Source organism: Pseudomonas sp. YQ_6, assembly GCF_043103245.1.
Lineage (GTDB): Bacteria > Pseudomonadota > Gammaproteobacteria > Pseudomonadales > Pseudomonadaceae > Aquipseudomonas > Aquipseudomonas alloputida.
Genome location: NZ_JBICJR010000063.1, coordinates 1 through 21,056 on the forward strand (window position 1 = coordinate 1; position 21,056 = coordinate 21,056).

General features: G+C 62.5%; 19 protein-coding genes. 8 read left to right on the top strand and 11 right to left on the bottom strand.

Features of this window, described 5'->3' with window-relative positions; all coding sequences use genetic code 11:
* Positions 1-422 precede the first annotated feature (422 nt).
* Entirely contained in the window at positions 423-707 is a 285-nt protein-coding gene (locus ACF8FG_RS21715) for a hypothetical protein (protein WP_019436777.1), read from the bottom strand.
* Positions 708-871: 164 nt separating this feature from the next.
* On the opposite strand from ACF8FG_RS21715, the gene ACF8FG_RS21720 reads away from it, so the two are divergent.
* Together ACF8FG_RS21720 and ACF8FG_RS21725 are read left to right on the top strand one after the other, a co-directional pair.
* Complete coding sequence (locus ACF8FG_RS21720) at positions 872-1,300, top strand: DUF2231 domain-containing protein (RefSeq protein ID WP_019436778.1); 429 nt, start codon at positions 872-874, stop codon at positions 1,298-1,300.
* Positions 1,297-2,589: a sorbosone dehydrogenase family protein gene (locus ACF8FG_RS21725; protein ID WP_070383992.1), complete on the top strand. Its 1,293-nt coding sequence runs from the start codon at positions 1,297-1,299 to the stop codon at positions 2,587-2,589. Before ACF8FG_RS21720 ends, ACF8FG_RS21725 begins: the two co-directional genes overlap by 4 nt.
* An 84-nt stretch (positions 2,590-2,673) precedes the next feature.
* Here ACF8FG_RS21725 and ACF8FG_RS21730 read toward each other — a convergent pair whose 3' ends face one another.
* Positions 2,674-4,806, bottom strand: coding sequence for a TonB-dependent siderophore receptor (locus ACF8FG_RS21730; RefSeq protein WP_026031811.1), 2,133 nt, complete (start codon positions 4,804-4,806; stop codon positions 2,674-2,676).
* A gap of 215 nt (positions 4,807-5,021) precedes the next feature.
* Between ACF8FG_RS21730 and ACF8FG_RS21735 the strand changes: the two genes are divergently transcribed.
* Positions 5,022-5,603, top strand: a complete 582-nt coding sequence (locus ACF8FG_RS21735; RefSeq protein ID WP_318079979.1) for a hypothetical protein — start codon at positions 5,022-5,024, stop codon at positions 5,601-5,603.
* Between the two features lie 147 nt (positions 5,604-5,750).
* Here the strand turns inward: ACF8FG_RS21735 and ACF8FG_RS21740 are convergent, their stop codons facing one another.
* A complete protein-coding gene (locus ACF8FG_RS21740; protein ID WP_014590677.1) occupies positions 5,751-6,515 on the bottom strand; it encodes a hypothetical protein in 765 nt (254 codons plus the stop codon).
* A 176-nt stretch (positions 6,516-6,691) separates the two neighbouring features.
* Between ACF8FG_RS21740 and ACF8FG_RS21745 the strand changes: the two genes are divergently transcribed.
* Positions 6,692-7,210 carry a DMT family transporter gene (locus ACF8FG_RS21745; RefSeq protein ID WP_318079981.1) on the top strand — a complete coding sequence of 173 codons (519 nt, stop codon included), beginning with the start codon at positions 6,692-6,694 and terminating at the stop codon, positions 7,208-7,210.
* Here the strand turns inward: ACF8FG_RS21745 and ACF8FG_RS21750 are convergent, their stop codons facing one another.
* Positions 7,211-8,119, bottom strand: coding sequence for a LysR family transcriptional regulator (locus tag ACF8FG_RS21750; protein WP_026031812.1), 909 nt, complete (start codon positions 8,117-8,119; stop codon positions 7,211-7,213).
* 130 nt (positions 8,120-8,249) lie between these two features.
* Here ACF8FG_RS21750 and ACF8FG_RS21755 point away from each other — a divergent pair, with 130 nt between their 5' ends.
* From ACF8FG_RS21755 to ACF8FG_RS21765, 3 genes are all read left to right on the top strand, one after another.
* Complete coding sequence (locus ACF8FG_RS21755) at positions 8,250-9,464, top strand: YeeE/YedE family protein (protein ID WP_041166952.1); 1,215 nt, start codon at positions 8,250-8,252, stop codon at positions 9,462-9,464.
* A gap of 113 nt (positions 9,465-9,577) precedes the next feature.
* Complete coding sequence (locus ACF8FG_RS21760; protein WP_318079983.1) at positions 9,578-10,552, top strand: quinone oxidoreductase; 975 nt, start codon at positions 9,578-9,580, stop codon at positions 10,550-10,552.
* 39 nt (positions 10,553-10,591) lie between these two features.
* On the top strand, positions 10,592-11,512 hold the full coding sequence (locus ACF8FG_RS21765) for a LysR family transcriptional regulator (RefSeq protein ID WP_014590682.1): 921 nt from the start codon (positions 10,592-10,594) through the stop codon (positions 11,510-11,512).
* A gap of 31 nt (positions 11,513-11,543) precedes the next feature.
* Here the strand turns inward: ACF8FG_RS21765 and ACF8FG_RS21770 are convergent, their stop codons facing one another.
* Entirely contained in the window at positions 11,544-11,873 is a 330-nt protein-coding gene (locus ACF8FG_RS21770) for a hypothetical protein (RefSeq protein WP_318079984.1), read from the bottom strand.
* Positions 11,874-11,947: 74 nt separating this feature from the next.
* Positions 11,948-12,598 carry a DUF998 domain-containing protein gene (locus ACF8FG_RS21775; protein ID WP_014590684.1) on the bottom strand — a complete coding sequence of 217 codons (651 nt, stop codon included), beginning with the start codon at positions 12,596-12,598 and terminating at the stop codon, positions 11,948-11,950.
* Between the two features lie 197 nt (positions 12,599-12,795).
* On the opposite strand from ACF8FG_RS21775, the gene ACF8FG_RS21780 reads away from it, so the two are divergent.
* Entirely contained in the window at positions 12,796-13,545 is a 750-nt protein-coding gene (locus tag ACF8FG_RS21780; protein ID WP_003247694.1) for a FadR/GntR family transcriptional regulator, read from the top strand.
* A 133-nt stretch (positions 13,546-13,678) separates the two neighbouring features.
* On the opposite strand, the gene ACF8FG_RS21785 is transcribed toward ACF8FG_RS21780, so the two are convergent.
* From ACF8FG_RS21785 to ACF8FG_RS21805, 5 genes are all read right to left on the bottom strand, one after another.
* Positions 13,679-15,259, bottom strand: a complete 1,581-nt coding sequence (locus tag ACF8FG_RS21785; RefSeq protein ID WP_070383988.1) for an aldehyde dehydrogenase (NADP(+)) — start codon at positions 15,257-15,259, stop codon at positions 13,679-13,681.
* Positions 15,260-15,317: 58 nt separating this feature from the next.
* A complete protein-coding gene (gene garD / locus ACF8FG_RS21790) occupies positions 15,318-16,871 on the bottom strand; it encodes a galactarate dehydratase (RefSeq protein ID WP_318079987.1) in 1,554 nt (517 codons plus the stop codon).
* Positions 16,872-16,948: 77 nt separating this feature from the next.
* Positions 16,949-18,313, bottom strand: coding sequence for an MFS transporter (locus tag ACF8FG_RS21795; RefSeq protein WP_003247701.1), 1,365 nt, complete (start codon positions 18,311-18,313; stop codon positions 16,949-16,951).
* Positions 18,314-18,417: 104 nt separating this feature from the next.
* Positions 18,418-19,329 (bottom strand): 5-dehydro-4-deoxyglucarate dehydratase, encoded by a 912-nt coding sequence (gene kdgD, locus ACF8FG_RS21800; RefSeq protein WP_010954445.1) that lies wholly within the window; start codon positions 19,327-19,329, stop codon positions 18,418-18,420.
* Between the two features lie 563 nt (positions 19,330-19,892).
* Positions 19,893-20,702: a gamma-glutamyl-gamma-aminobutyrate hydrolase family protein gene (locus ACF8FG_RS21805; protein WP_010954444.1), complete on the bottom strand. Its 810-nt coding sequence runs from the start codon at positions 20,700-20,702 to the stop codon at positions 19,893-19,895.
* Positions 20,703-21,056 lie beyond the last annotated feature (354 nt).

The window sequence follows — 21,056 nt, forward strand, 5'->3', positions numbered from 1 at the left end:
GGGCACGATGGCGTAGCGCACTGGCAGGATGGGCACGCGTGCGCTGCAGGCCGGGCCGGAGGTGGCGCTGCTGACGGAGGCATTGGTCATGCGAGCTCCTTGCTCAGAGAGACAGTCTTTTCGAACCAGAGACGCACTGCGGGAACTTGCAGTACTGACAAGACTGAAAGGCCGTTATTCATACTGTGCTGGATTTCAGGCCCGACTCTATGCTGTAAGAAGTTTCCTACTTACTTGCTGAGATGAGCGGGCGATCAAGTATCTGGAATTCGAGTGAAAGACAATGCCTCGATCGCTACTTTTGGGTCGAGGCTGAAAGTGTAAGATTTTATTTGAATGTATATGTATTGCGTTTGCGCAATATCGTGTGAAAAGTTGCAGTGTTTTTGTAGGAAGTTTCGTACTTTAAGATTGTTATATGTTCAGTTTTTGCACTTGGCCATCACCACCTGGCAAGTCTTGGGCGTGCCTCCCGAGCGGCTGGCATAACGCACGCAGTTGTTCAGGGACTTCTGACGCGCAATGCTCAATGAATTGCCCCAGGCGAGGCCGCCTTCACCGGTAGTGGGGACGGCCTTGGCAAAGCAGTTGGAGCCCACTGCAGGCGTGGCGTAGCGTGCCTTGCTGGCGTTGCTGGAGCATCCCGCGAGAGCCAGGCTGAGGCAGAGCAGGGTAGCCAGTGCCCAGGACGTATGTGGTCTGCTCATGTATTCCTCTTCTGCGCTTGGCAGCAAATGCCTTGCAGGATATTTCATTACAGCGAAGCGGTGAACTATCTCGGCGTCAAGAGGCTCCTTTGCTAAGCGCACCCTGCGCTTGACTGATGGCGCGAGGCCATCAGTCCTGGGTCACTGAATGAAAAGGAGGCACCGTGACCGCACCTGATCAAACCCTCTACCGCTGTACGCCCAGCCCGCTGCATGCTCTGCTGCTGGCGGGCAGTGTGCCGATGTTCCTTGGCGCGCTGCTGAGCGATATCGCCTACTACAACAGCTATCAGATTCAGTGGAGCAACTTCGCCGCCTGGCTGATCGCCGGGGCCCTTGTGTTCTGTGGGCTGGCACTGTTGTTCGCGCTGGCCAATCTGATCCGCGCAGAGCGCAAGGGCGGGCGCGCTACGTTGTACTTCGTGCTGCTGCTGGTGACTTGGGTGCTTGGGCTGATCAATGCCTTTGAGCATGCCAAGGACGCCTGGGCGGTGATGCCTTCTGGGTTGGTGTTGTCGGTAATCGTGACAGTGCTCGCAGTGGTGGCCGCCTGGACCGGTTTGAGCAACCTGCGTTCAGGAGGTGTGGCATGAAGCCTTTGCATGCATTTAGCCTGTTGGGCGTAGCGCTATTGCTGAGTGCCTGTGGTGGCGACGGCGAGCCGACCCAGGCCCATGGCCCGGACCCGAAGCTGCCGGAGCCTCAGCGCGGTTTGCTACCGAGTATGAAGATTGCGCAACCGGCTGCCTGGGGCGAACTGAAACCGACCGTGCCAGAGGGCTTCAGTGTCACCGCCATTGCCACCGGCCTGAAAATCCCGCGCCAGAGCCTGGTGCTGCCCAATGGCGACATTCTGGTGGCTGAGGGCAGGGGGGGCAGCGCGGCCAAGCTCAAGCCCAAGGATGTAATCGCCAGCCAGATCAAGGCCAAGGGCAATACCCAGGTCAAGGGTGGCAACCGCCTGACCTTGCTGCGAGATGCTGACGGCGATGGCAACTACGAGGTACAGGCCGTGTTTGCGGAAAACCTCAATGCACCGTACGGCTTGGCCTATGCCAACGGCAAGGTGTATGTAGCCAACCAGGATGCGCTGGTGCGCTTTGACTACAAGGAAGGCCAGACCCAGGCCGACGGCCCGCCAACCAAGGTCACCGACCTGCCGGCCGAGATCAACCACCATTGGACCAAGGCCCTGACCATCAGCCCGGATGGCCGCTTCTTGTATGTGGGTATCGGCTCGAACAGCAACATCACCGAGCGCGGCCTGGAGGTGGAGATCGATCGGGCCATGGTCTGGCAGGTCGATGCCGAGACCGGCGCGCACCGGCCCTATGCCACCGGCTTGCGTAACCCGACGGCATTGACCATCCAGCCGCAGACCGGGCAGTTGTGGACGGTGGTCAACGAGCGGGATGAGTTGGGCCCTGACCTGGTGCCCGACTACCTTACCTCGGTGCGTGAGGGTGGCTTCTATGGTTGGCCTTACAGCTACTGGGGGCAGCATGTGGATGAGCGGGTGCGGCCGCAGAACCCGGACAAGGTGGCGGCGGCGATCAAGCCGGATTACAGCCTGGGTTCGCATGTGGCTGCACTGGGTGTGGACTTCTCGACCTCGGCAATGGGCGAGCGCTTTGCAGACGGTGTGTTCGTGGGCGAGCACGGCAGTTGGAACCGGCCCAACCCGGTGGGGTACAAGGTGATTTTCGTGCCGTTCAGCAATGGCAAGCCTGCTGGGGAACCCATCGACTTCGCCACGGGCTTTCGCGGTGAGGATGGCAAGACCCGGGGGCGACCGGTTGGAGTGACGGTGGACCCGCGTGGGGCGTTGATCATTGCCGATGACTTGGCGAATACGGTGTGGCGGGTGACGCGTAATCGCTGAATGCTATCTGATCAAATCGTCAAAGCTTGCTGGCGATGGGCCGCAGAGCGGCCCAATTGCTGACTGACAGGCATTGTGCGTGGGTCAGAAGCGGTAGTTGAAGCTGGCTTCCAGCGTGCGCGGCGCCCCTGGGGTGATCAGGTCGACCGAGCCATGTGCCGAGGCATAGTAGTCACGGTCAAACACGTTCTTCAGGCGCAGCGCGGCATCCCACTGCGGCACGCTGTACAGCAGCGCGGCGTCGAAGGTGGTATAGCCCGGCATCACCACCACATTGTCGAGCGCTGTGTAGCGTTCGTCGACGTAGTTCGCTCCGGCGGCCACACGCCATTCTGGTGTCAGGGTACGTACCAGCCAGACGTTGGCGCTGTTGCGTGGTGTCAGGGTAGGGGTCTGGCCTTCGTTCGCCACGCCATTTGTCTTGCTGTTGGACTTGGTGATTTCGGCGTCCAGGTAAGCGTAACCGGCATAGATCTGCCACTTGTCGGTGAGATGTCCGCTGACGGTGGCTTCAAAGCCATCGGTACGCTGTTCGCCAGCCAATACGGTCAGGTTGGGGTTGGCCGGGTCGGCAGTCTTCATGTTGGTGCGCTCAAGGCGGAACACTGCGGCGGTCAGTGACAGGCGGCTGTCGAGCAGGTCCCATTTGGCGCCGATTTCATAGTTGGTGGTCTCTTCCGGCTCCAGGTGCTGGTTGCTCGGGCTCACCGCGAACACTTCGCCCGAAGGCTGATAGCTGCGGCTGACCGACACGTAGTAGGACTGGATGGCGTCTGGCTGGTAGACCAGACCCGCACGCGGGCTCCAGGTCTTGTCGGTACGATCCAGGTCGATGTTTTGCACGCGGTCGTCGTCGTACTCCTGGCCAAAGATGTCATAACGCACACCGACCAATGCCTTCCAGTGCGCGTTCAGCTCGATCATGTCCTGCACGTACAGACCGGTGGTCTGCTGGAAGTTGGTGCCCTTGGAAGACAGGTTGGCGGCATGCTCCGGTACCGGCACCAAGGCATCACGGTACACCGGTACTTGTGCCACGTTGGTCTGGCTCAGCACGCGCTGGTACTTGTCCTGAAAGCCTGCTTCCACCCCGTACAACAGGTTGTGCTGCATGCCGGCCAGTTGCGCCTGTTGCTTGAGCTCCGTCTGGTTGAACACACCGTACTCATCGCGGGCGACGTTGCCGCGGTTGAGCTTGATCAGCAGTTCACCATCGGGCGCGGTGACGAAGCGCGTCGGGCTACTGTCGGCCAAGGTGTTGTTGCGGTCCAGGTCGTAGCGGTAGTAACGGCTGGTGTTGGTCAGGGTGAAGTTGTCGTTGATGCGGTAATCCAGGCTGGCTGTAAGCGAGAACACCTCGCTGCGGGCGTAATCCTGGTCAGCATCGCCAGAGCCAAAGCGCTTGTCGCGGTCCACGTCCACCGGGCGGTTACCCAGGGCCGGGATGCCGAAGTCGATCAGGCGTTTGTCGTACAGGTAGGTGGCGCCCAGGTTCAGTTCCAGGTCGTCCGAGAGACGGAAGTAGGCCGACGGTGCGATGGCCTTGCGGTCGATGTAGCCATCATCGCGGAAGGTGTCGCTGTCTTCGAAGGCACCGGTCACGCGGTAGGCCTGGTTGCTTTGCGGGTCGGCCCAGCCGGTGTCGAACTGGGTTCGGCGTTTGCCTTCGCTGTCAACGTTCATGCCGACTTCGCGTTTGGGCGTGAAGCTTGGTTTTTTGCTGATGCTGTTGATCAGACCGCCCGAGGAACCACGGCCATACAGCACTGCGGCCGGGCCCTTGATCACCTCGACACGCTCGATGTTGGACAGGTCGCGAAAGTACAGGGCGTCGTCACGCACGCCATCTATGTACATGTCGCCAATGGCGCTGAAACCACGGATGGTGACCTGATCACGTTGGCCGTCGCCATTGGACAGGCCGATGCCGGGCACATTCTTCAGCACGTCTTCCATGGACTGTGCGCCTTGGTCCTTGATCACGCTTTCGGGAACGACGTTGACAGTTTGCGGGATATCGCGCAGCGGCGCGTCGATCTTGATGGCGCTGCGGCTTTCACTGGCCTTGTAGCTTTGCTGCTCATAGACGCTGGTGACGGCGGTGGCGGGCAGGGCGAGGCTACTTTGCGTATCGGTTTGGGCGGCAGCTTGGACAGCAGGCACAACGAGCAGGCCCAACATGGAAATGGATGCTGGGGCAACAGACCTTTTGGCCATTACAGGCGACTCTTTGTTGTTATCGGAGTAGCGAATAGTAATGATTTGCAAATGTAAAGCAAGTGTAAAGAATTCTTATTAGCTATAACGGTGATTTCTGCGACGAAATGCGTCGTCAATCGGGAGGGCCGGCAAGGCGGCTGGTAATGGCTATGCTTGTCAGCGCGTGAGCCTTTCGCGCGCCTATTCGGACTTGATCACATGGAAGCACGCCTATGAACCCCATTCGTACTCTCGCTCGTGCTGTAGCCCTTGCCACGCTGGCCTCTGCTGCCAGCTTCACGGTACAGGCTGCCGGTATCCCCATCGGGAGCGAAGCGCTGGAAAGCCATGTCACCACACAGGTAAAGGCTATCGACCTGGCCACCCGCCAAGTCACGGTGAAAGGCCCTGACGATAAGAAGGATGTGACGTTCCAGCTGACCGAAAAGGCCAAAGCGCTGCCCAACCTGAAAGTCGGTGACCAAGTCGACATCTACGTGACACGCGCCGTGGCCTATGTGCTCAATCCGGAGGTGGGTGGTGCGCCGAAAGCGACTGAAGAGTCCGGTACCATCCGTGCAACCGAGCAAAACCCCAACCCGGGCGGCGAGGCGTTCCGCCAGGTCAAGGTTACCTCTCAGATCAAGAAGATCGACCTCAAGACGCATGAGGTGAGCTTGTTGCCACCGGAGGGCAAGCTGCAGGTGGTCAAGGTCGAGAATCCAGACCTGCAGAAACGCATGAAGAACCTCAAGGTTGGCCAGACGGTTGACGCGATCTACACCGAAGTGCTGCGCGTCGAAACCTCGCGCTGACCTCGGCCGTTGCCGGCCTCGGTTACTCGCCTACGATCGGCCGTTTGCGGTCCTGGCAGGCTGGTGCCGAGGAGCGGGCCTCAGTAGACGGCGGCTTCGATCAAGGCCTGGGGCTCTGCACGTTCGGTGTAGTCGACTTGTGGTGTGTCACTGCGGCAGGCTTCGGGTGGCCCGTGTCTGGATGCGCTGTGAGGCCTTGCAGGCCGGGGGATGGCGCTTGAACAGCTGAAGTACCCAGTCGGGGCGGGTCTTGCTGGCATCGTTGAGCCAATTGGCGACCGAGTCCTGCGCGTATTTCTCGGCTTCGGCCAGCAGCGGTACCAGCAACGGCTCGGCCACTTCTGGTCGTTGCTTGAGCGTGGCAATGTGCTCGCACCAAACGCCACGCGGGCGCAGGATCTCGATGCAGAACCGACGTACCAGCGGGTCGGCATCACCGGTATGGCGGCTGAGTAGCGCCAGGGCGGCTTCAAGGTGCTGGGCCAGGCGCGGGCGCAGGGCGATCCAGGCCCATTCACGCACGCCGAAGTGGTCATCGCGGGCGAAGCGAAACTGCGCCAGCAGGGCATCTTCTGCAGGCTGCGAGCGTGACAGGTACGCCTGGGCGAACGCTGCCCAGCTGCGCACGGTATCGGACAGGTGCGTGCAGCATTGCTCGAACACTTGCTCGCGCAACGACTCGGCGGCCTGCTCCAGCCACTTGCCCAGTGCCAGGCCAATGGCCGCCACTTTTTTTGACAGGCCCAGTGCCTGGGCCAGGGCCGCACTGGCAGCGAGGTGCTCTACCAATGCTGCTGGCAGTTGGCCTGTCAAGGCGTTGACCAAGGCGGCTTGATCCACCGCCAGGCATTCGGCCAGGTTGCGGGTTGGCAGTTGGCCAAGGTCGATCAGGGACTTTCGTTCGTCGCTCATGGCTAAGCCTCCAGGGCAGTGGCACGGTGCAGTCGATTGCCGGCCGTGCGCACGCCGGCCGGAAGGAATGTTTCACTATGCAGGGTACGAATAGTTCAAGTGCAGGATTTTGATTTCTATCAGTACTGGGGAAGGCACCATCATGGTGGCCATCGATACCTTGGATGAGGGCTGCCATGTTCAGTAAATCAATGCTCCTGCTGGCGCTTCCTGTGGCCATGGCGTTGCTTGCCGGTGCGGTGTTGCCGTTTCAGGCCGCAGGTAATGCTGCGGCAGGCCGGGCACTTGGGCACTGGCTGTGGGGGGCTTTCACATCGTTGACGGTGAGCATGCTGGTGGTGATCGCTGCGCTGCTGATTATCCGGGCACCGGCGCCAGACATGGGCAAGGCCTTGCAGGGGCCCTGGTGGTTATGGATTGGTGGCGTGCTGGGGGCAATGTATGTAGCCGGCGCCGCAGCACTCACCCCGAAACTTGGCGCAGCAGGGTTCCTGGTACTGGTGGTGGCAGGGCAGATCATCACGGCAGTGCTTGCCGACCACTACGGGGTGATGGGGCTGGGTGGCAAGTCGCTTAGCCTGGCCAGGGTGGCTGGTGTGGTGCTGATCCTGTGCGGAGTGTTGCTGGTACAGGGCACTTGGGCAACGGCGTCACCGGCCCACCCCACGGCCGCTGTGAAGGGGCAAGAAAACTGATCAGCGCCCTGCTTGGCTGCAGGCCCAGACGGTTTCGCGCAGCCAGCGGTGCCCGGGGTCACTGTCCTTGCGGTTGTGCCAGGCTTGCTGATAGTCGAACGAGGGGATGGCGAGTGGCGGTGTGAACTGGCGCAGTGTCTTGTGCTGGCGCAACGACCCCACAGCGCGGCTGGCCACCGTCAGGATCAGGTCGGTGCCGGCCAGCACTTCGACTGCCGCACTCCAGTGCGGCAAGGCCAGGGCAATTCGGCGTTGCAGGCCCCGGGCGGCCAGTGCGCGCTCGATTTCATCGAAAGCATCCGGGCGCATGGCCATCAATACATGTGGGCGTGCCAGCCAGTCTTCCAGGGCCATACCGCCACTGGCAGGCAGGACCTGGCGATCGGCAACGCTGATGAAGCGATCGGCAAACAGGGGCTGGGCGGTGATGTCCTGAGGCAGTTCGGGGAACAGGCCCAGGGCCAGATCCAGCTCGCCATCGAGCAACTGCGCCAACATGGTTTCACGGCTGGCCTGGCTGATGGCCAGGTCCACCCCGGGCGCGACTTGGCGCAGGTGGCGCAGCAGGTGCGGCAGGATGATGCGCGAGGCGTAGTCGGACAGCGACAGCCGGAACCGGCGCTGGGCCCTGGCTGGCTCGAACAGCGGGGTGGCCAGCAGGCTGTCGAGATTGCTCAGTGCATCCTGTAACGGTTGTGCCAGCGATTGGGCGCGGGCGGTAAGGGTCATACCGCCACCTTGGCGTACCAGCAAAGGGTCGTCGAAGTGTTTGCGCAACTGCGCCAAGGCGTGGCTGACCGCCGGTTGGCTGCGGTGCAGGCGCAGGGCTGCGCGGGTCACGTGCCGTTCACTGAGCAGGGCATGCAGGGCGAGCAGCAGGTTGAGGTCAATCTTGCGCAGTTCATCCATCGGGTGAATGGCCTTGGTCATTTCTGGCGACTTGAATCAGCTTAACAAATGCTTTGTGTACTCCTACAACGATTGCGTCGGCTGCTGGGCGTATACTCCCCGTCCGTTTAACTATTGTCCGAGTATTTTGATGGGTCTTTCCGCAACTGCCACGCCTGAACCACGTCGCCTCGGCGCGCCATTGATCGCCTTGGTCTTGATGCTGGCCAGTGCCTGGTTCCTCAACCTCAATGCCGGCTTCAAGCAGGTGTTGTTGCTGCTTGTCGGCACCGCGCTTGGCCTGACGCTGTACCACGCCGCCTTCGGTTTCACCTCGGCCTGGCGGGTGTTTATCAACGAGCGCCGTGGCGCGGGCCTGCGTGCGCAGATGGTCATGCTGACCCTGGCGGTGCTGCTGTTCTTCCCGGCGTTGTCAGCTGGCAGCCTGTTCGGTAACCCGGTCACTGGCCTGGTTGCCCCAGCGGGTGTTTCAGTGGTGTTCGGTGCGTTCATTTTCGGCATTGGCATGCAGTTGGGTGGCGGCTGCGCATCGGGCACGCTGTTCACCGTGGGGGGAGGTAATGCGCGCATGCTGGTGACTCTGCTGTTCTTCATCATCGGCTCGGTCAGCGCCACCCACCATGCCGACTGGTGGTTTGCCTTGCCGTCGCTTCCGGCCACCTCGATCGTGCAGGCCTGGGGGATAGGGCCTGCGCTGCTGGCAAGCCTGGCAGTGTTCGGGCTGATCGCCTGGGCCACCGTGGTGCTTGAGAAGCGCCGGCATGGCGCGCTTGAAGCACTGCCTGCCAGCGAGCACCAAGGCCTTCGCCGCTTCCTGCGTGGCCCCTGGCCCTTGCTGTGGGGCGCCATCGCCCTGGCCTTGCTGAACTACGCGACCTTGGCGCTGGCGGGGCGGCCTTGGGGCATTACCTCGGCTTTCGCCTTGTGGGGGGCCAAGGTCCTCAGCGGGCTGGGCGTGGATGTCGGTAGCTGGGTGTTCTGGCAGGCACCGGCCAATGCCAAGGCTTTGGCTGCGCCGCTGTGGCAGGACATCACCACGGTAATGGACCTGGGCATCGTACTGGGTGCGTTGCTGGCGGCGGGCCTGGCCGGGCGCTTTGCGCCAAGCCTGAAGATTCCGCTGCCGTCGCTGGTGGCCGCAGTGATTGGCGGCCTTCTGCTGGGCTATGGTTCGCGCCTGGCTTACGGCTGCAACATTGGTGCTTACTTCAGTGGTATCGCCTCGGGTAGCTTACATGGCTGGTTGTGGCTGGTGGCGGCCTATACCGGCAACCTGATAGGCGTGCGCCTGCGCCCCTTGTTCTTCGTCGGTGAACGGCGCCCTACGATGCTGACTGGCTGCTGATGCACTGACTGAATTGCTGCAAGGGGCGCAGAAATCATCTGCATCCCGCCTGATTGTTCAACTTTTGCTTCTTGTTTAGCCTGACTCGAGCACTCATTTAGCAGGATTCGATCATGGCTACCCGCATCATTCTCAATAGCACCGGCGCTGCCGACGTGATGCAGCTTGAACACTTAGCAGCACAATCTCCAGGGCCTGGCCAGGTCTGGCTGGAGCAGACGGCCATGGGCGTGAACCCGCTGGATGTGTTGCAGCGCAAGGGGGGAGCAGCGCTGGCATTGCCTTCAGGCCTGGGGCTGGAAGGCGCTGGCAGGGTCTCGGCCATTGGCGATGGGGTGCACAACGTGCAGGTGGGCGACCGGGTCGCTTACGCGATGGGGCCGGTCGGTGCCTATGCCAGTGGCCGGCTGTTCCCGGCCGAGCGGCTGGTCCCGCTGCCGCCGCAGTTGGAGGACGAGGCCGCCGCAGCGGTGCTGTTCAAGGGAATCACGGCGCAATATCTGTTGAAAACCACCTATGCCGTAGGGCCGGGCACCCAGGTGTTGTTGTACGGTGCGGCCGGTGCTTTGGGCCAGCTGATGGTGCCTTGGGCGCGGCACCTGGGGGCGACGGTGATAGGGGTGGTATCGCGCCTGCAAAGTGTGGAGCGGGCACGGGCGGCGGGTTGCCAGCACGTGCTGGTGTTCGACGCGGAAACCTTGGCCAGCCAGGTGCGTGAGCTGACCCAAGGCCAAGGTGTGGACGTAGTGTACGATTGCGTGGGCAAGGTGTCGCTTGAGGCCTCGTTGGGCAGCCTGAGGGTGCGCGGCTTGTTGGTATCGTTCGGCGGCACCTCCGGTGCACCGCCTGCCATAGAGGTGGCCACGCTCAATGCCAATGGCTCGCTGTACCTGACCCGGCCATCGCTCGCAGCACACACCCGCACGGTCGAGGAGTACCAGCAGCGCGCGGCCGATGTGCTGGCAGCGGTTGCCGAAGGTATCGTCCAGCCTCGGGTCTGGCGATGCTTCCCGCTGGCTGAAGCAGCCAAGGCCCATGAGTACCTGGAGCAAGGGCGGTCGGAGGGCGCGCTGGTGCTGACAGCCTGATCCGCCCCCTGATTTCACTGCCCTGAGCCGAGTCTTGCCATGGATACCTTCGACAGTCGCCGCGCTGATGAACTTGCCACCCTGCTGGCCTTGTATGAGCAGGGCTCGTTTGCTGCCGCCGGGCGGCAACTGGAGCGCCACCCTACGGTGCTGTCGAAACGCCTGAGTGCTTTAGAGACGCGGCTGGGCATTCGCCTGGTGGAGCGCAGTACGCGGCAGCTGCGCTTTACCGATGAGGGCGAGCGGCTGGTAGCCAAGGTTCTCGAGGCTAGCCGGCTGATTGCCGAAGCGGAGGAAGAGGCAGCCGAAGGTGCGGCAACGGTTCGTGGGCGTCTGCGTCTGGCGTTGCCGGCGGCCATGGGCCGACGCTGGTTGAGCGGCATGCTGGCCGACTTTGTACTGGCCTACCCGCAGGTAATCGTGGAGACCGAGTATGCCGATCGTTTCGTCGACCTGATCGGCGAGGGTTTCGACGCCGCGATCCGGATTGGTGAGCTGGCGGACAATCGTCTGGTGGCAAGTAAACTGTGCGATCACGTGCGGATCCTGTGCGCTTCTCCTCAATACCTTGCTCGGCATGGGGAACCCGCGCAGCCGGAAGATTTGGCGGCGCATAACTGTTTGGGTTTCAATGGCTTACGATCGTTTCCTGAATGGCGCCTGATGAGCGATACGCGACAGACAAGTGTCAAAGTTGCTGGCAGCCTTCGCAGTAATGACAACGAAGCTCTGCTGGAGGCGGCGCGGCGCGGCGTGGGGATTCTGGCCGGAGGTGACTGGCTCATGTGCGAGGACCTGGCCAGCGGATGCCTGGTAAGGGTGCTTGCGCAATGGCAGCTGGACAAGGCGGCGGGCATTTACCTTGTACGGCCGACCGCGCGCCTGAACACGGCAGCGATGGGCGTCTTCAAGGCCTGGCTGGAAGATCGCTTCAAGGCAGGCCCTCCTTGGAGACGCTGATGCGGCCTTTGCAGGCGTGATAAATAAAGAGTTATCGTCTTGCAACGGCATGCTGAACGCACTGCTCGAAGTACGTCTGCTTGATCGCTGCTGGATTGAGCCGCGAGCGGCTGTTGTACGTCTGCTCGGTAATGCCGAAGGCAGTCATGCGCATCCAGGGTTTGGGGAATTTGCGTACCTGTAGCTTCTTGCGCGTGGCATACAAGGTCACCCCGGAAAGCTTGGCCTGTTGGGCCTCGGCGGCTATCTGCGCGCCCCAGCCGCAGGTGTGGCGATCGTTCTGGCTCAGTGCCCTGGCTTGGGCGCCGAAAGCGAAGGTGGCCAGCAGGCAGCCGGCCATCGTTGCTAGAAGTACTCGCATGTTGCTGTCCTAAGCATCTGAAAGAGAACGGAGTTTGCCTTCGCTTTCCGCAGCCGTGGGCCAGCAATTTGCCGTCAGGTCACAGCCATGCGCAGAGGGCTGCCCACGGGCCTGCGCAGGCTTGTCCAAGCCAGGCTGGCAACCCAAAGCACCGAAACACCATAGTTGAGGCGTTGATACAGGCCGAACAGCTGGCCACTCTGCGCCGCCTGGCCCATCAACGCGACGGTGATGATCGCCAATACCACGCAAGCTAGGGAAAACAGCGCCAGGGCGGGGGAGACGGCAATGCGGTTGCCCAGCCATGCCCATACGGCGCTGGCCAAGGTCAGTGAGAGGAACATCAGCAGACCAAACAGGTTATGCAGTTGTTGCGAGGTAGATGGCTGTGCCGGTGCACAGCCCTGGTCGCAGGGGAACCAGCCGGTGCCCAAACTGCCAATGCCATGCAGCAACACCAGGCCCGCACTCAGCAGCGCCAGCTTCGAGCTACGCCAGCGCCGCACCAGGCCCCAGGCAAACAGGGCAAACAGCAGGGCTAGAGGGTAGTTGTTGACTCGTGGTGACCAGCTGTGGGTTGGCGAGCCTGCCGCGCCCAGCTGGCTCATGGCCTGTTGCAGGTGATCATAGCCAGGGTAGGCCTGGGCGGTGAGCCATACCCCCGCCAGCAGCCAGAGGGGGATCAGCAGGCCACTGCCGAGCAAAAGGCGGTCGAGGGTTTTCATACTGCAGATTCCTTCCATGGAACAGTGAGCGTGGAGGCGTACAGTACAGGCTCGCGCAGGCCATGGGCCAGTGATTCTGCGCGTTTTTCAGGGGCCAGGGACTGCAAAGATGGCAAGAAATACCGCACGGGGTGTATGTGATCGTACAACCGCTTGCGCTATGATGAGCGCTGTCTTTCAAGGTGAAATACAGGGCAATGACAGAGCAGCAGGTACAGGCAAGGACCCGGCGCAAGCCGCGCAGTCTGGCCCAGGAACTGGTCACGGTGCTGACCGAACGCATTCGCAGCGGCCAGCTCAAGCGCGGCGACAAGTTGCCGACCGAATCGCAGATCATGGCCGAGGAGGGCGTCAGCCGCACGGTGGTGCGTGAGGCGATCTCGCGGTTGCAGGCCGCCGGGCAGGTTGAGACCCGCCACGGCATTGGTACATTCGTGCTGGATGCGCCGGCTACGGGCGGTTTCCGTATCGACCCGGCCACCGTGGTCACCCTGCGCGAAGTGCTGGCGGTGCTGGAGTTGCGCATTGCCCTGGAGATCGAGTCGGCCGGGCTGGCAGCCCAGCGGCGAAGCGACGAAGCCCTGGCCGGTATGCGGGCGGCGCTGGACGAACTCAACGAGGGGGCGGCCCACGCCACTGATGCGGTGTCGGCGGACTTCCAATTCCACCTGCGCATTGCCCAGGCCAGCGGCAACCACTACTTCGCCGATATCATCAACCACCTGGGTACCAGCATCATCCCGCGTACCCGACTGAACTCGGCGCGCCTGGCCCATGATGACCAGGCGCACTACATGAGCCGCTTGATGCATGAGCACGAGGCGATCTATGAGGCGATTGCCCGGCGTGACAGCGAAGGGGCGAAGATGGCCATGCGCATGCACCTGAGCAACAGCCGCGAGCGCTTGCGCCAGGCGCATGAGGCGGCTGAAGCGCAAGGGACCTGAAGCCTTTTCTGCCTGTAATGGCCTCTTCGCGGGCAAGATAGCCCTGTAGGAGCGGGCTTGCCCGCGAAGAGGCCAGTACAGTCAAAAAGAAAAGCCCCGCCGTGCGCGGGGCTTTCTTGTTGCTTGCAACCGGTCAGATCGCCCCGTCACTCCACTGCCCGTTCACCAACCGCCGCAGCCCCAGCGGGTTGCCGTCGCGCAGTGCCTCAGGCAGCAGCGTCTGTGGGTAGTTCTGGTAGCACACCGGGCGCAGGAAGCGGTCGATGGCCAAAGTGCCGACCGAGGTGCCACGCGCATCGGAGGTCGCCGGGTACGGGCCGCCGTGCACCATGGCATCACAGACTTCGACACCGGTCGGGTAGCCATTGACCAGGATTCGCCCGACTTTCTCCTCCAGCAACGGCACCAGCCAGGCGAAGGCATCGAAGTCCTCCGTCTCGCCGATCAGCGTCGCGGTCAGCTGGCCACGCAGGCCGAGCAGCGCGTCGCGCAGTTGGTCGTTGTCCTGCACCTCTACAGCCACGGTGGTGGGCCCAAACACTTCTTCCTGCAACAGCGGATCGGACTCGACCAGCAGGCGTGCATCGGCCTTGAACAGCTGAGCGCGCGCCTGGTTGCCTTCCTGCGCCTGGCCGGCTACATGCTCGATACCGGCATGGGCATGCAGGTGTTCAAGGCCGCCAACGTAGCTGCGCAGGCCGCCAGCGTTGAGCATGGTTTGCCCGGCTTGCTGGTCCAGGTACTGGCCAAGGTCGGCGAGCAGCTGGCTGTACTGTGGTGACTGCAGGCCAATCACCAACCCAGGGTTGGTGCAGAACTGCCCGGCGCCCATGCACACGGACCCCGCCAACTCGCGGGCAATGGCCTCGCCACGCTTGGCCAGGGCGCCCGGCAGGATGATGACCGGGTTGATGCTCGACATCTCGGCAAATACCGGGATTGGCTGCGGGCGCTCAGCGGCCATGCGGCAAAGGGCATCGCCGCCTTTCAGCGAGCCAGTGAAGCCAACCGCCTGGATGGCGGGGTGCTTGACCAGCCACTCGCCCACGCCGCCACCAAATACCATGTTGAAAACGCCCTTGGGCATGCCGGTCCGCTCAGCGGCGCGCACGATGGCGCAGCCCACCAGGTCGGCCGTGGCCATGTGGCCGCTGTGCGCCTTGAATACCACCGGGCAGCCTGCGGCCAGGGCGGCGGCGGTATCACCCCCGGCGGTGGAGAAGGCCAGCGGGAAGTTGCTGGCCCCGAACACGGCGACCGGGCCTACGCCGATGCGCATCTGGCGCAGGTCTACGCGTGGCAGCGGCTGGCGCTCGGGCAGTGCCAGGTCGATGCGCGCGCCGAGGAAGTCGCCGCGGCGCAGCACTTGGGCGAACAGGCGCATCTGCCCGCTGGTGCGGCCGCGCTCGCCCTGGATGCGGGCGGCGGGCAGGGCGGTTTCGCGGCAGACGATGGCGACGAAGGCGTCATCCAGTTCGTCGAGTTCAGCGGCGATGGCGTCGAGGAACTCGGCCCGACGTGCCGGGGCCAGTTGGCGGAACTCGGCGAAGGCTGCGGCAGCGGCCTTGGCGGCCTGGTCCACTTCGGCTTCGGTGGCCTGGGCAAAGCTGTAGGGCAGGGCTTCGCCAGTGCTGGCGTCCAGGCTCTGCAGGCGCTGAGGGCCAGCGGCACTGCGCTGACCGGCGATGAAGTTATGGCCGAGGATTTCAGGCATGGGGTGCTCCTGTGGGCTTGAGGGTGGCGTGTGTGAATGCGTGGTCAAGGCTGCGGCATCAGGTAATGGGCGCCGGGTTGAACAGGGTGATGTCGTTGTGCAGCCGGTGTTGCTCGGCCCAGGTTTGCTTGCGGCCGCTGGCCACGTCCAGGTAGTAATGGAACAGCTCCCAACCCAGCTCCTCGATGGTCGAGCGACCACTGGCGATGCGACCGGCGTCGATGTCGATCAGGTCGGGCCAGCGCTGGGCCAGTTCGCTGCGGGTACACACCTTGACCACCGGCGCCATGGCCAGGCCATAGGGGGTGCCGCGGCCGGTAGTGAAGACGTGCAGGTTCATGCCGGCCGCCAGTTGCAAGGTGCCACAGACAAAGTCGCTGGCCGGGGTGGCGCAGAAAATCAGGCCTTTGCGGTTGACCCGCTCGCCTGGGCCGAGCACACCCTGTATAGCGCCGCTGCCCGACTTGACGATCGAACCCAGCGATTTCTCGACGATGTTCGACAGCCCGCCTTTCTTGTTGCCCGGCGTGGTGTTGGCGCTGCGGTCGGCGGCGCCTTGCTGCAGGTAGCGGTCGTACCAGTCCATTTCGCGCACCAGCGCGTCGGCAACGTCCTGGTTTTCCGCGCGCGAGGTCAGCATGTAGATCGCGTCGCGCACCTCGGTCACTTCAGAGAACAGCACCGTGGCGCCAGCGCGGACCAGCAGGTCGGCGGCATAGCCAAGTGCCGGGTTGGCGGTGATGCCCGAGAAGGCGTCGCTGCCACCGCATTGCATACCGAGGATCAGTTCGCTGGCCGGGACCGTTTCGCGGCGGCGCTGGTCGAGCTTCTTCAGGCGGGTCTCGGCCAGGTCCATGATCTGCTCGATCATTTCAACAAAGCCAAGGCTGGCATCTTGCAGGCGGTACAGCCATGGGTCGCTGAGGTCCACCGAGGGGTCGTTGTCGTGCATCACCTGGCTGGCTTGCAGTTTTTCACAGCCCAGGCTGATCACCAGTGCCTCGCCGCCAAGGTTGGGGTTGCGCGCCAGGTTGCGCACGGTGCGGATCGGGATGTAAGCGTCGCGGGCGTTGATTGCCACACCGCAGCCGTAGCTGTGTGTAATGGCCACCACGTCATCGACGTTGGGGTATTTGGGCAGCAGTTCGTTGCGAATGCGCTTGACTGCATGTTCCAGCACGCCGGTCACGCACTGCACGGTGGTGGTGATGCCGAGAATATTGCGGGTGCCGACAGTGCCGTCGGCGTTGCGATAGCCCTCGAAGGTGAAGCCCTCCAGCGGCGGCAGCGGTTGTGGCACTGCATCGCAGCGCGGCAGGCTGTTCAGTTCCGGGGCGGCCGGCATGGCCAGCTGGCTTTCCTGAACCCAGCTGCCTTGGCGCAAGTCTTCCAGCGCGTAGCCGATGATTTGCCCGTAGCGGCGCACGGGCTCGCCCTTGGCGATGGCCACGGTGGCCACCTTGTGGCTTTGCGGCACGCCTTCGATCAGGGTCAGGCCGTCGGCGAAGCGGGCGCCTTCGCCCAAGCCGCCGTCGTTGACGACGACCACGACGTTGTCGTCGTCGTGCAGGCGGACGTAGCGGGGCGAGTCGGAGTGTTCGATCAACTGCATGTTTGGGCCCTACTTGTCAGGTTCTCAGGCTTCTGTACATCCGCCCATGCCGGGTGACCCGGCGCGGGCGTGCTTTTTCAGTGTCGGGAACTGGCCAGTTCGCCGTCGGTGGCAGGCTCAGCGTGTGGCTTTGGGGCAGCATCACGCAATTCGATACGCTTGATGGGGCCGACGATAACCAGATAGCTGAATACCGCTACCAGCGCGTTGGCACCCACGTACACAAGCGCCCACTTGAACGAGCCGGTGGCGCTGATGATGTAGCCGATCACGATAGGGGTGGTGATCGACGCGATGTTACCGAAGGTGTTGAACAGGCCACCGGACAGCCCGGCGATCTGCTTGGGTGAAGTGTCCGCGACCACCGCCCAGCCCAGCGCGCCGATGCCCTTGCCGAAGAACGCCAGCGTCATGAAGCCGACCACCATCCACTCGGCATCGACGTAGTTGCAGAACACCATGGTGGTGGACAGCAGCAGGCCACAGACGATCGGCAGTTTGCGCGAGAAGGTCAGCGAGTTGCCGCGGCGCAGCAGCCAGTCGGAGATCACACCACCCAGGACGCCGCCGATAAAACCACACACCGCCGGCAGCGAGGCGATGAAGCCGGCCTTGAGAATGGTCATGCCGCGTTCCTGCACCAGGTACACCGGGAACCAGGTGAGGAAGAAGTAGGTGATGGCGTTGATGCAGTACTGGCCCAGGTATACGCCCAGCAGCATGCGGCTGGTCAGCAACTGCTTGATGTAACCCCATTTCGGGCCGTCGCTGCCGCGCTTCTGGTCCATGTCGACCAGGCCGCCGTTCTGCTCGATGTGCTCGAGTTCGCTTTGGCTGATGCGCGGGTGTTGGCGCGGGTTGTAGATGGTCTTCAGCCACACCATCGAGAAGATGATGCCCAGCACACCCATGACCACGAACACGTGCTCCCAGCCGAAGCTGAACACGATCCAGCCCATGATCGGGGCGAACAGTGCAGTGGCGAAATACTGCGCCGAGTTGAAGATGGCCGAGGCCGTGCCGCGTTCCTGGGTCGGGAACCATGCGGCGACGATGCGCGCGTTACCCGGGAATGACGGGGCTTCGGCGAAACCGACCAGGAAGCGCAGGGTGAAGAGGGTGACCACGGCCCAGGCAACCGGCAGGCCACCGACAAAACCCTGCAGCAGGGTAAACAGCGACCAGGTGAAGATGCTGAAGGCGTAGACGTTCTTGGAACCGAAGCGATCGAGCAGCCAACCACCAGGAATCTGGCCAGCCACGTAAGCCCATCCGAAGGCGGAAAAGATATAACCGAGGGTTACGGCGTCAATGCCGAGGTCTTTCTGCAGGCTGGAGCCTGCGATAGCAATGGTCGCGCGGTCGGCATAGTTGATCGTGGTCACCAGAAACAGCATGAACAGGATCAGGTAGCGCACATGCGTTTTCTTAGTCGCTTGCATGCTGGCAATACTCCCACTAGTTATTTTTGTGCGGGCTCACGAATTGTAACCGGAGTGGGGCAGGCCCACTCCGGGCGCGGCATCTGGCAGGCCGCGGGCAGCGCTTACTGCGGGCCCATCTTGTCCATCAGCGCGGCGAGCATTTCGTACTCTTCGGCGGTGAGGTCAGTCAGCGGGGTACGCACCGGGCCGGCGTCGTAACCGGCAATTCTGGCGCCGGCCTTGACGATGCTCACGGCGTAGCCGGCCTTGCGGTTGCGGATGTCCAGGTATGGCAGGAAGAAATCGTCGATCAGCTTGGCCACGGTGGCGTGGTCGTCACGGGCGATGGCGTTGTAGAAGTCCATGGCGGTTTTCGGCACGAAGTTGAACACCGCGGAGGAGTACACCGGTACGCCCAGGGCCTTGTAGGCGGCGGCATACACTTCGGCGGTCGGCAGGCCACCCAGGTAGCTGAAGCGCTCGCCCAGGCGACGACGGATCGACACCATCAGCTCGATATCACCCAGGCCGTCCTTGTAGCCGATCAGGTTCGGGCAGCGCTCGGCCAGTTTTTCCAGCAGGTCGGCGTTCAGGCGGCAGACGTTGCGGTTGTACACCACCACACCGATGTTTACCGATTTGCACACCGCTTCGACGTGGGCGGCGACGCCGTCCTGGCTGGCTTCGGTCAGGTAGTGCGGCAGCAACAGCAGGCCCTTGGCACCCAGGCGCTCGGCTTCTTGCGCGTATTCGATGGCCTGACGGGTGGAGCCACCGACACCGGCGAGGATCGGAACCGAAGTGGCGCAGGTGTCAACCGCGGTCTTGATCACCTGGCTGTATTCGCTGGCGGCCAGGGAGAAGAATTCACCGGTACCGCCAGCGGCGAACAGCGCGCTGGCGCCGTAGGGGGCCAGCCACTCGAGGCGCTTGATGTAGCCAGCCGGGTTGAAGTCGCCCTGGGCATTGAAGTCGGTGACCGGGAAAGACAGCAGGCCGTGGGAGAGGATGGATTTGAGTTCTTGTGGATTCATTGTTGTTGGCATCCTGTGGCGCTTGGGTGAGGGGTGTTGTCTTGCGATGGAGGTAAGTTATCGTACAACTTGCGTGATGACTAGTCCCTTTTCAGAATTTTGTGTTCTCGTCAGGGTGGCCGTCTGGATTTATGTGTTGTGGCGCAGATCGAGCGCCGCCCGCGCGGCGCTTCGCGGGTAAACCCGCTCCTACGTTTGTTTCAGGCCAGTTATGCCTGTGGCATTTGCGCGCGAACGCCTTGGCGCATGCCTCGATATCGAGTCGTACAAACAAGGCGGTCGCGCGCGTCTGACACAGGCGATACTGGCCCGAAACAAACGTAGGAGCGGGTTTACCCGCGAAGCGCCGCGCGGGCGGCGCTCGATTTCACAGGCGCAGCAGGTACGACGACAAACACATGGCAGTCATCGTATCTCTTAAGGGGAAGGAAAAAAACGATCGCGGAGACAGGCACAAGCCCGCCGCCCGATTCCACGGGAAGTGTTCTGGGACCAGCAGAGGGTGACCGGGAAACGGGGGCGGCCTTGCGCCGCCCCGCGATCAAAGCAGAGGAAACTGAAAGTCAGGCTGCGTGCTGGCGCTTGATTTGCGCCTTGCGTACCTGGGCCCGGCAAGCGTCGCCGAAAGCCTGGAAGATCTTGATCGAATCAGGGTTCTTCGCCGCTTGCCATTCAGGGTGCCACTGCACGGCGAACAGGAACGGCGAAATGCTTGGCGCATGAATCGCTTCGACCAGGCCATCTTCGGCACGGGCGATGGCTTCAATACCGGCGCCGAGCTTATGCAGGCCTTGGCCATGCAGCGAGTTGACGCGAATCTCGTCGGTACCCAGAGTGTCGTGCAGCCAGCTGCCCGGCTGGATCTTCACCCCATGCACCTGGGCGTACTGCACTTCGACCGGGTCTTCCGGGTTTTCCCGGTGGTCATTGAACCCAGGTTCGGCATACACCTTCTGGTAAATGTCACCACCCAGGGCCACGTTGATTTCCTGCATGCCACGGCAGATGCCGAAGATGGGCAGGCCACGCTTGATCGCCGCCTTGACCAGCGGAATGTCGAACAGGTCGCGGTTCTGGTCCTGGCCTTTGCCCGGGGTCTGGTTTTCCTGGCCATACAGGGCCGGGTCGATGTTGCTGCCAGCGCCAGTCAGGTACACGCCGTCGGCCATGTCCAGGTAGGTCTCGAGGTCTTCAGTGCCGCAGCAGGTAGGTACCAACACCGGGACGCAATCGGAGAACTCGACCAGCGGGGTAATGTATTTGTGGGTCATGACCTGGTAGTCATGTCCCTTGCGCTCTTGGCTGCCCATGGTCATCAGGACGACGGGTTTGCGCAGGGAAGGTTGCTTGTTGCCAATGTTGCTGTTGGACATATGTCACCTTGGGACAGGTTCGACCTGTCGTTGTTGTGCAGGCGCACGGCTCGGGGCCCTGGGTGCTGCCTGTAGCCCCGAGCACTGCCGGCTCGTCAGAGGCGACGATTCCGGTCGGGGCTTGTAGATAGCTTGCCAGAGCCGTTCGATATGTCAAACGGCGGAAGCGGGCTTTAACGCGGGGGGTACGCCGTTTTTTGGGGCCTTAAACCGATGCGGGCCTGTGGCGGCGTGGGTTTGGCGGGGGTGTTGGTCAATAATATTTAACGACGCAGTTGGGTCTTTGCAGCGGTGCAATAAAGGCCACGCCCCATTGCCCATTTATTCGGCTCACACGGAGCCTGTAGGAGCGGC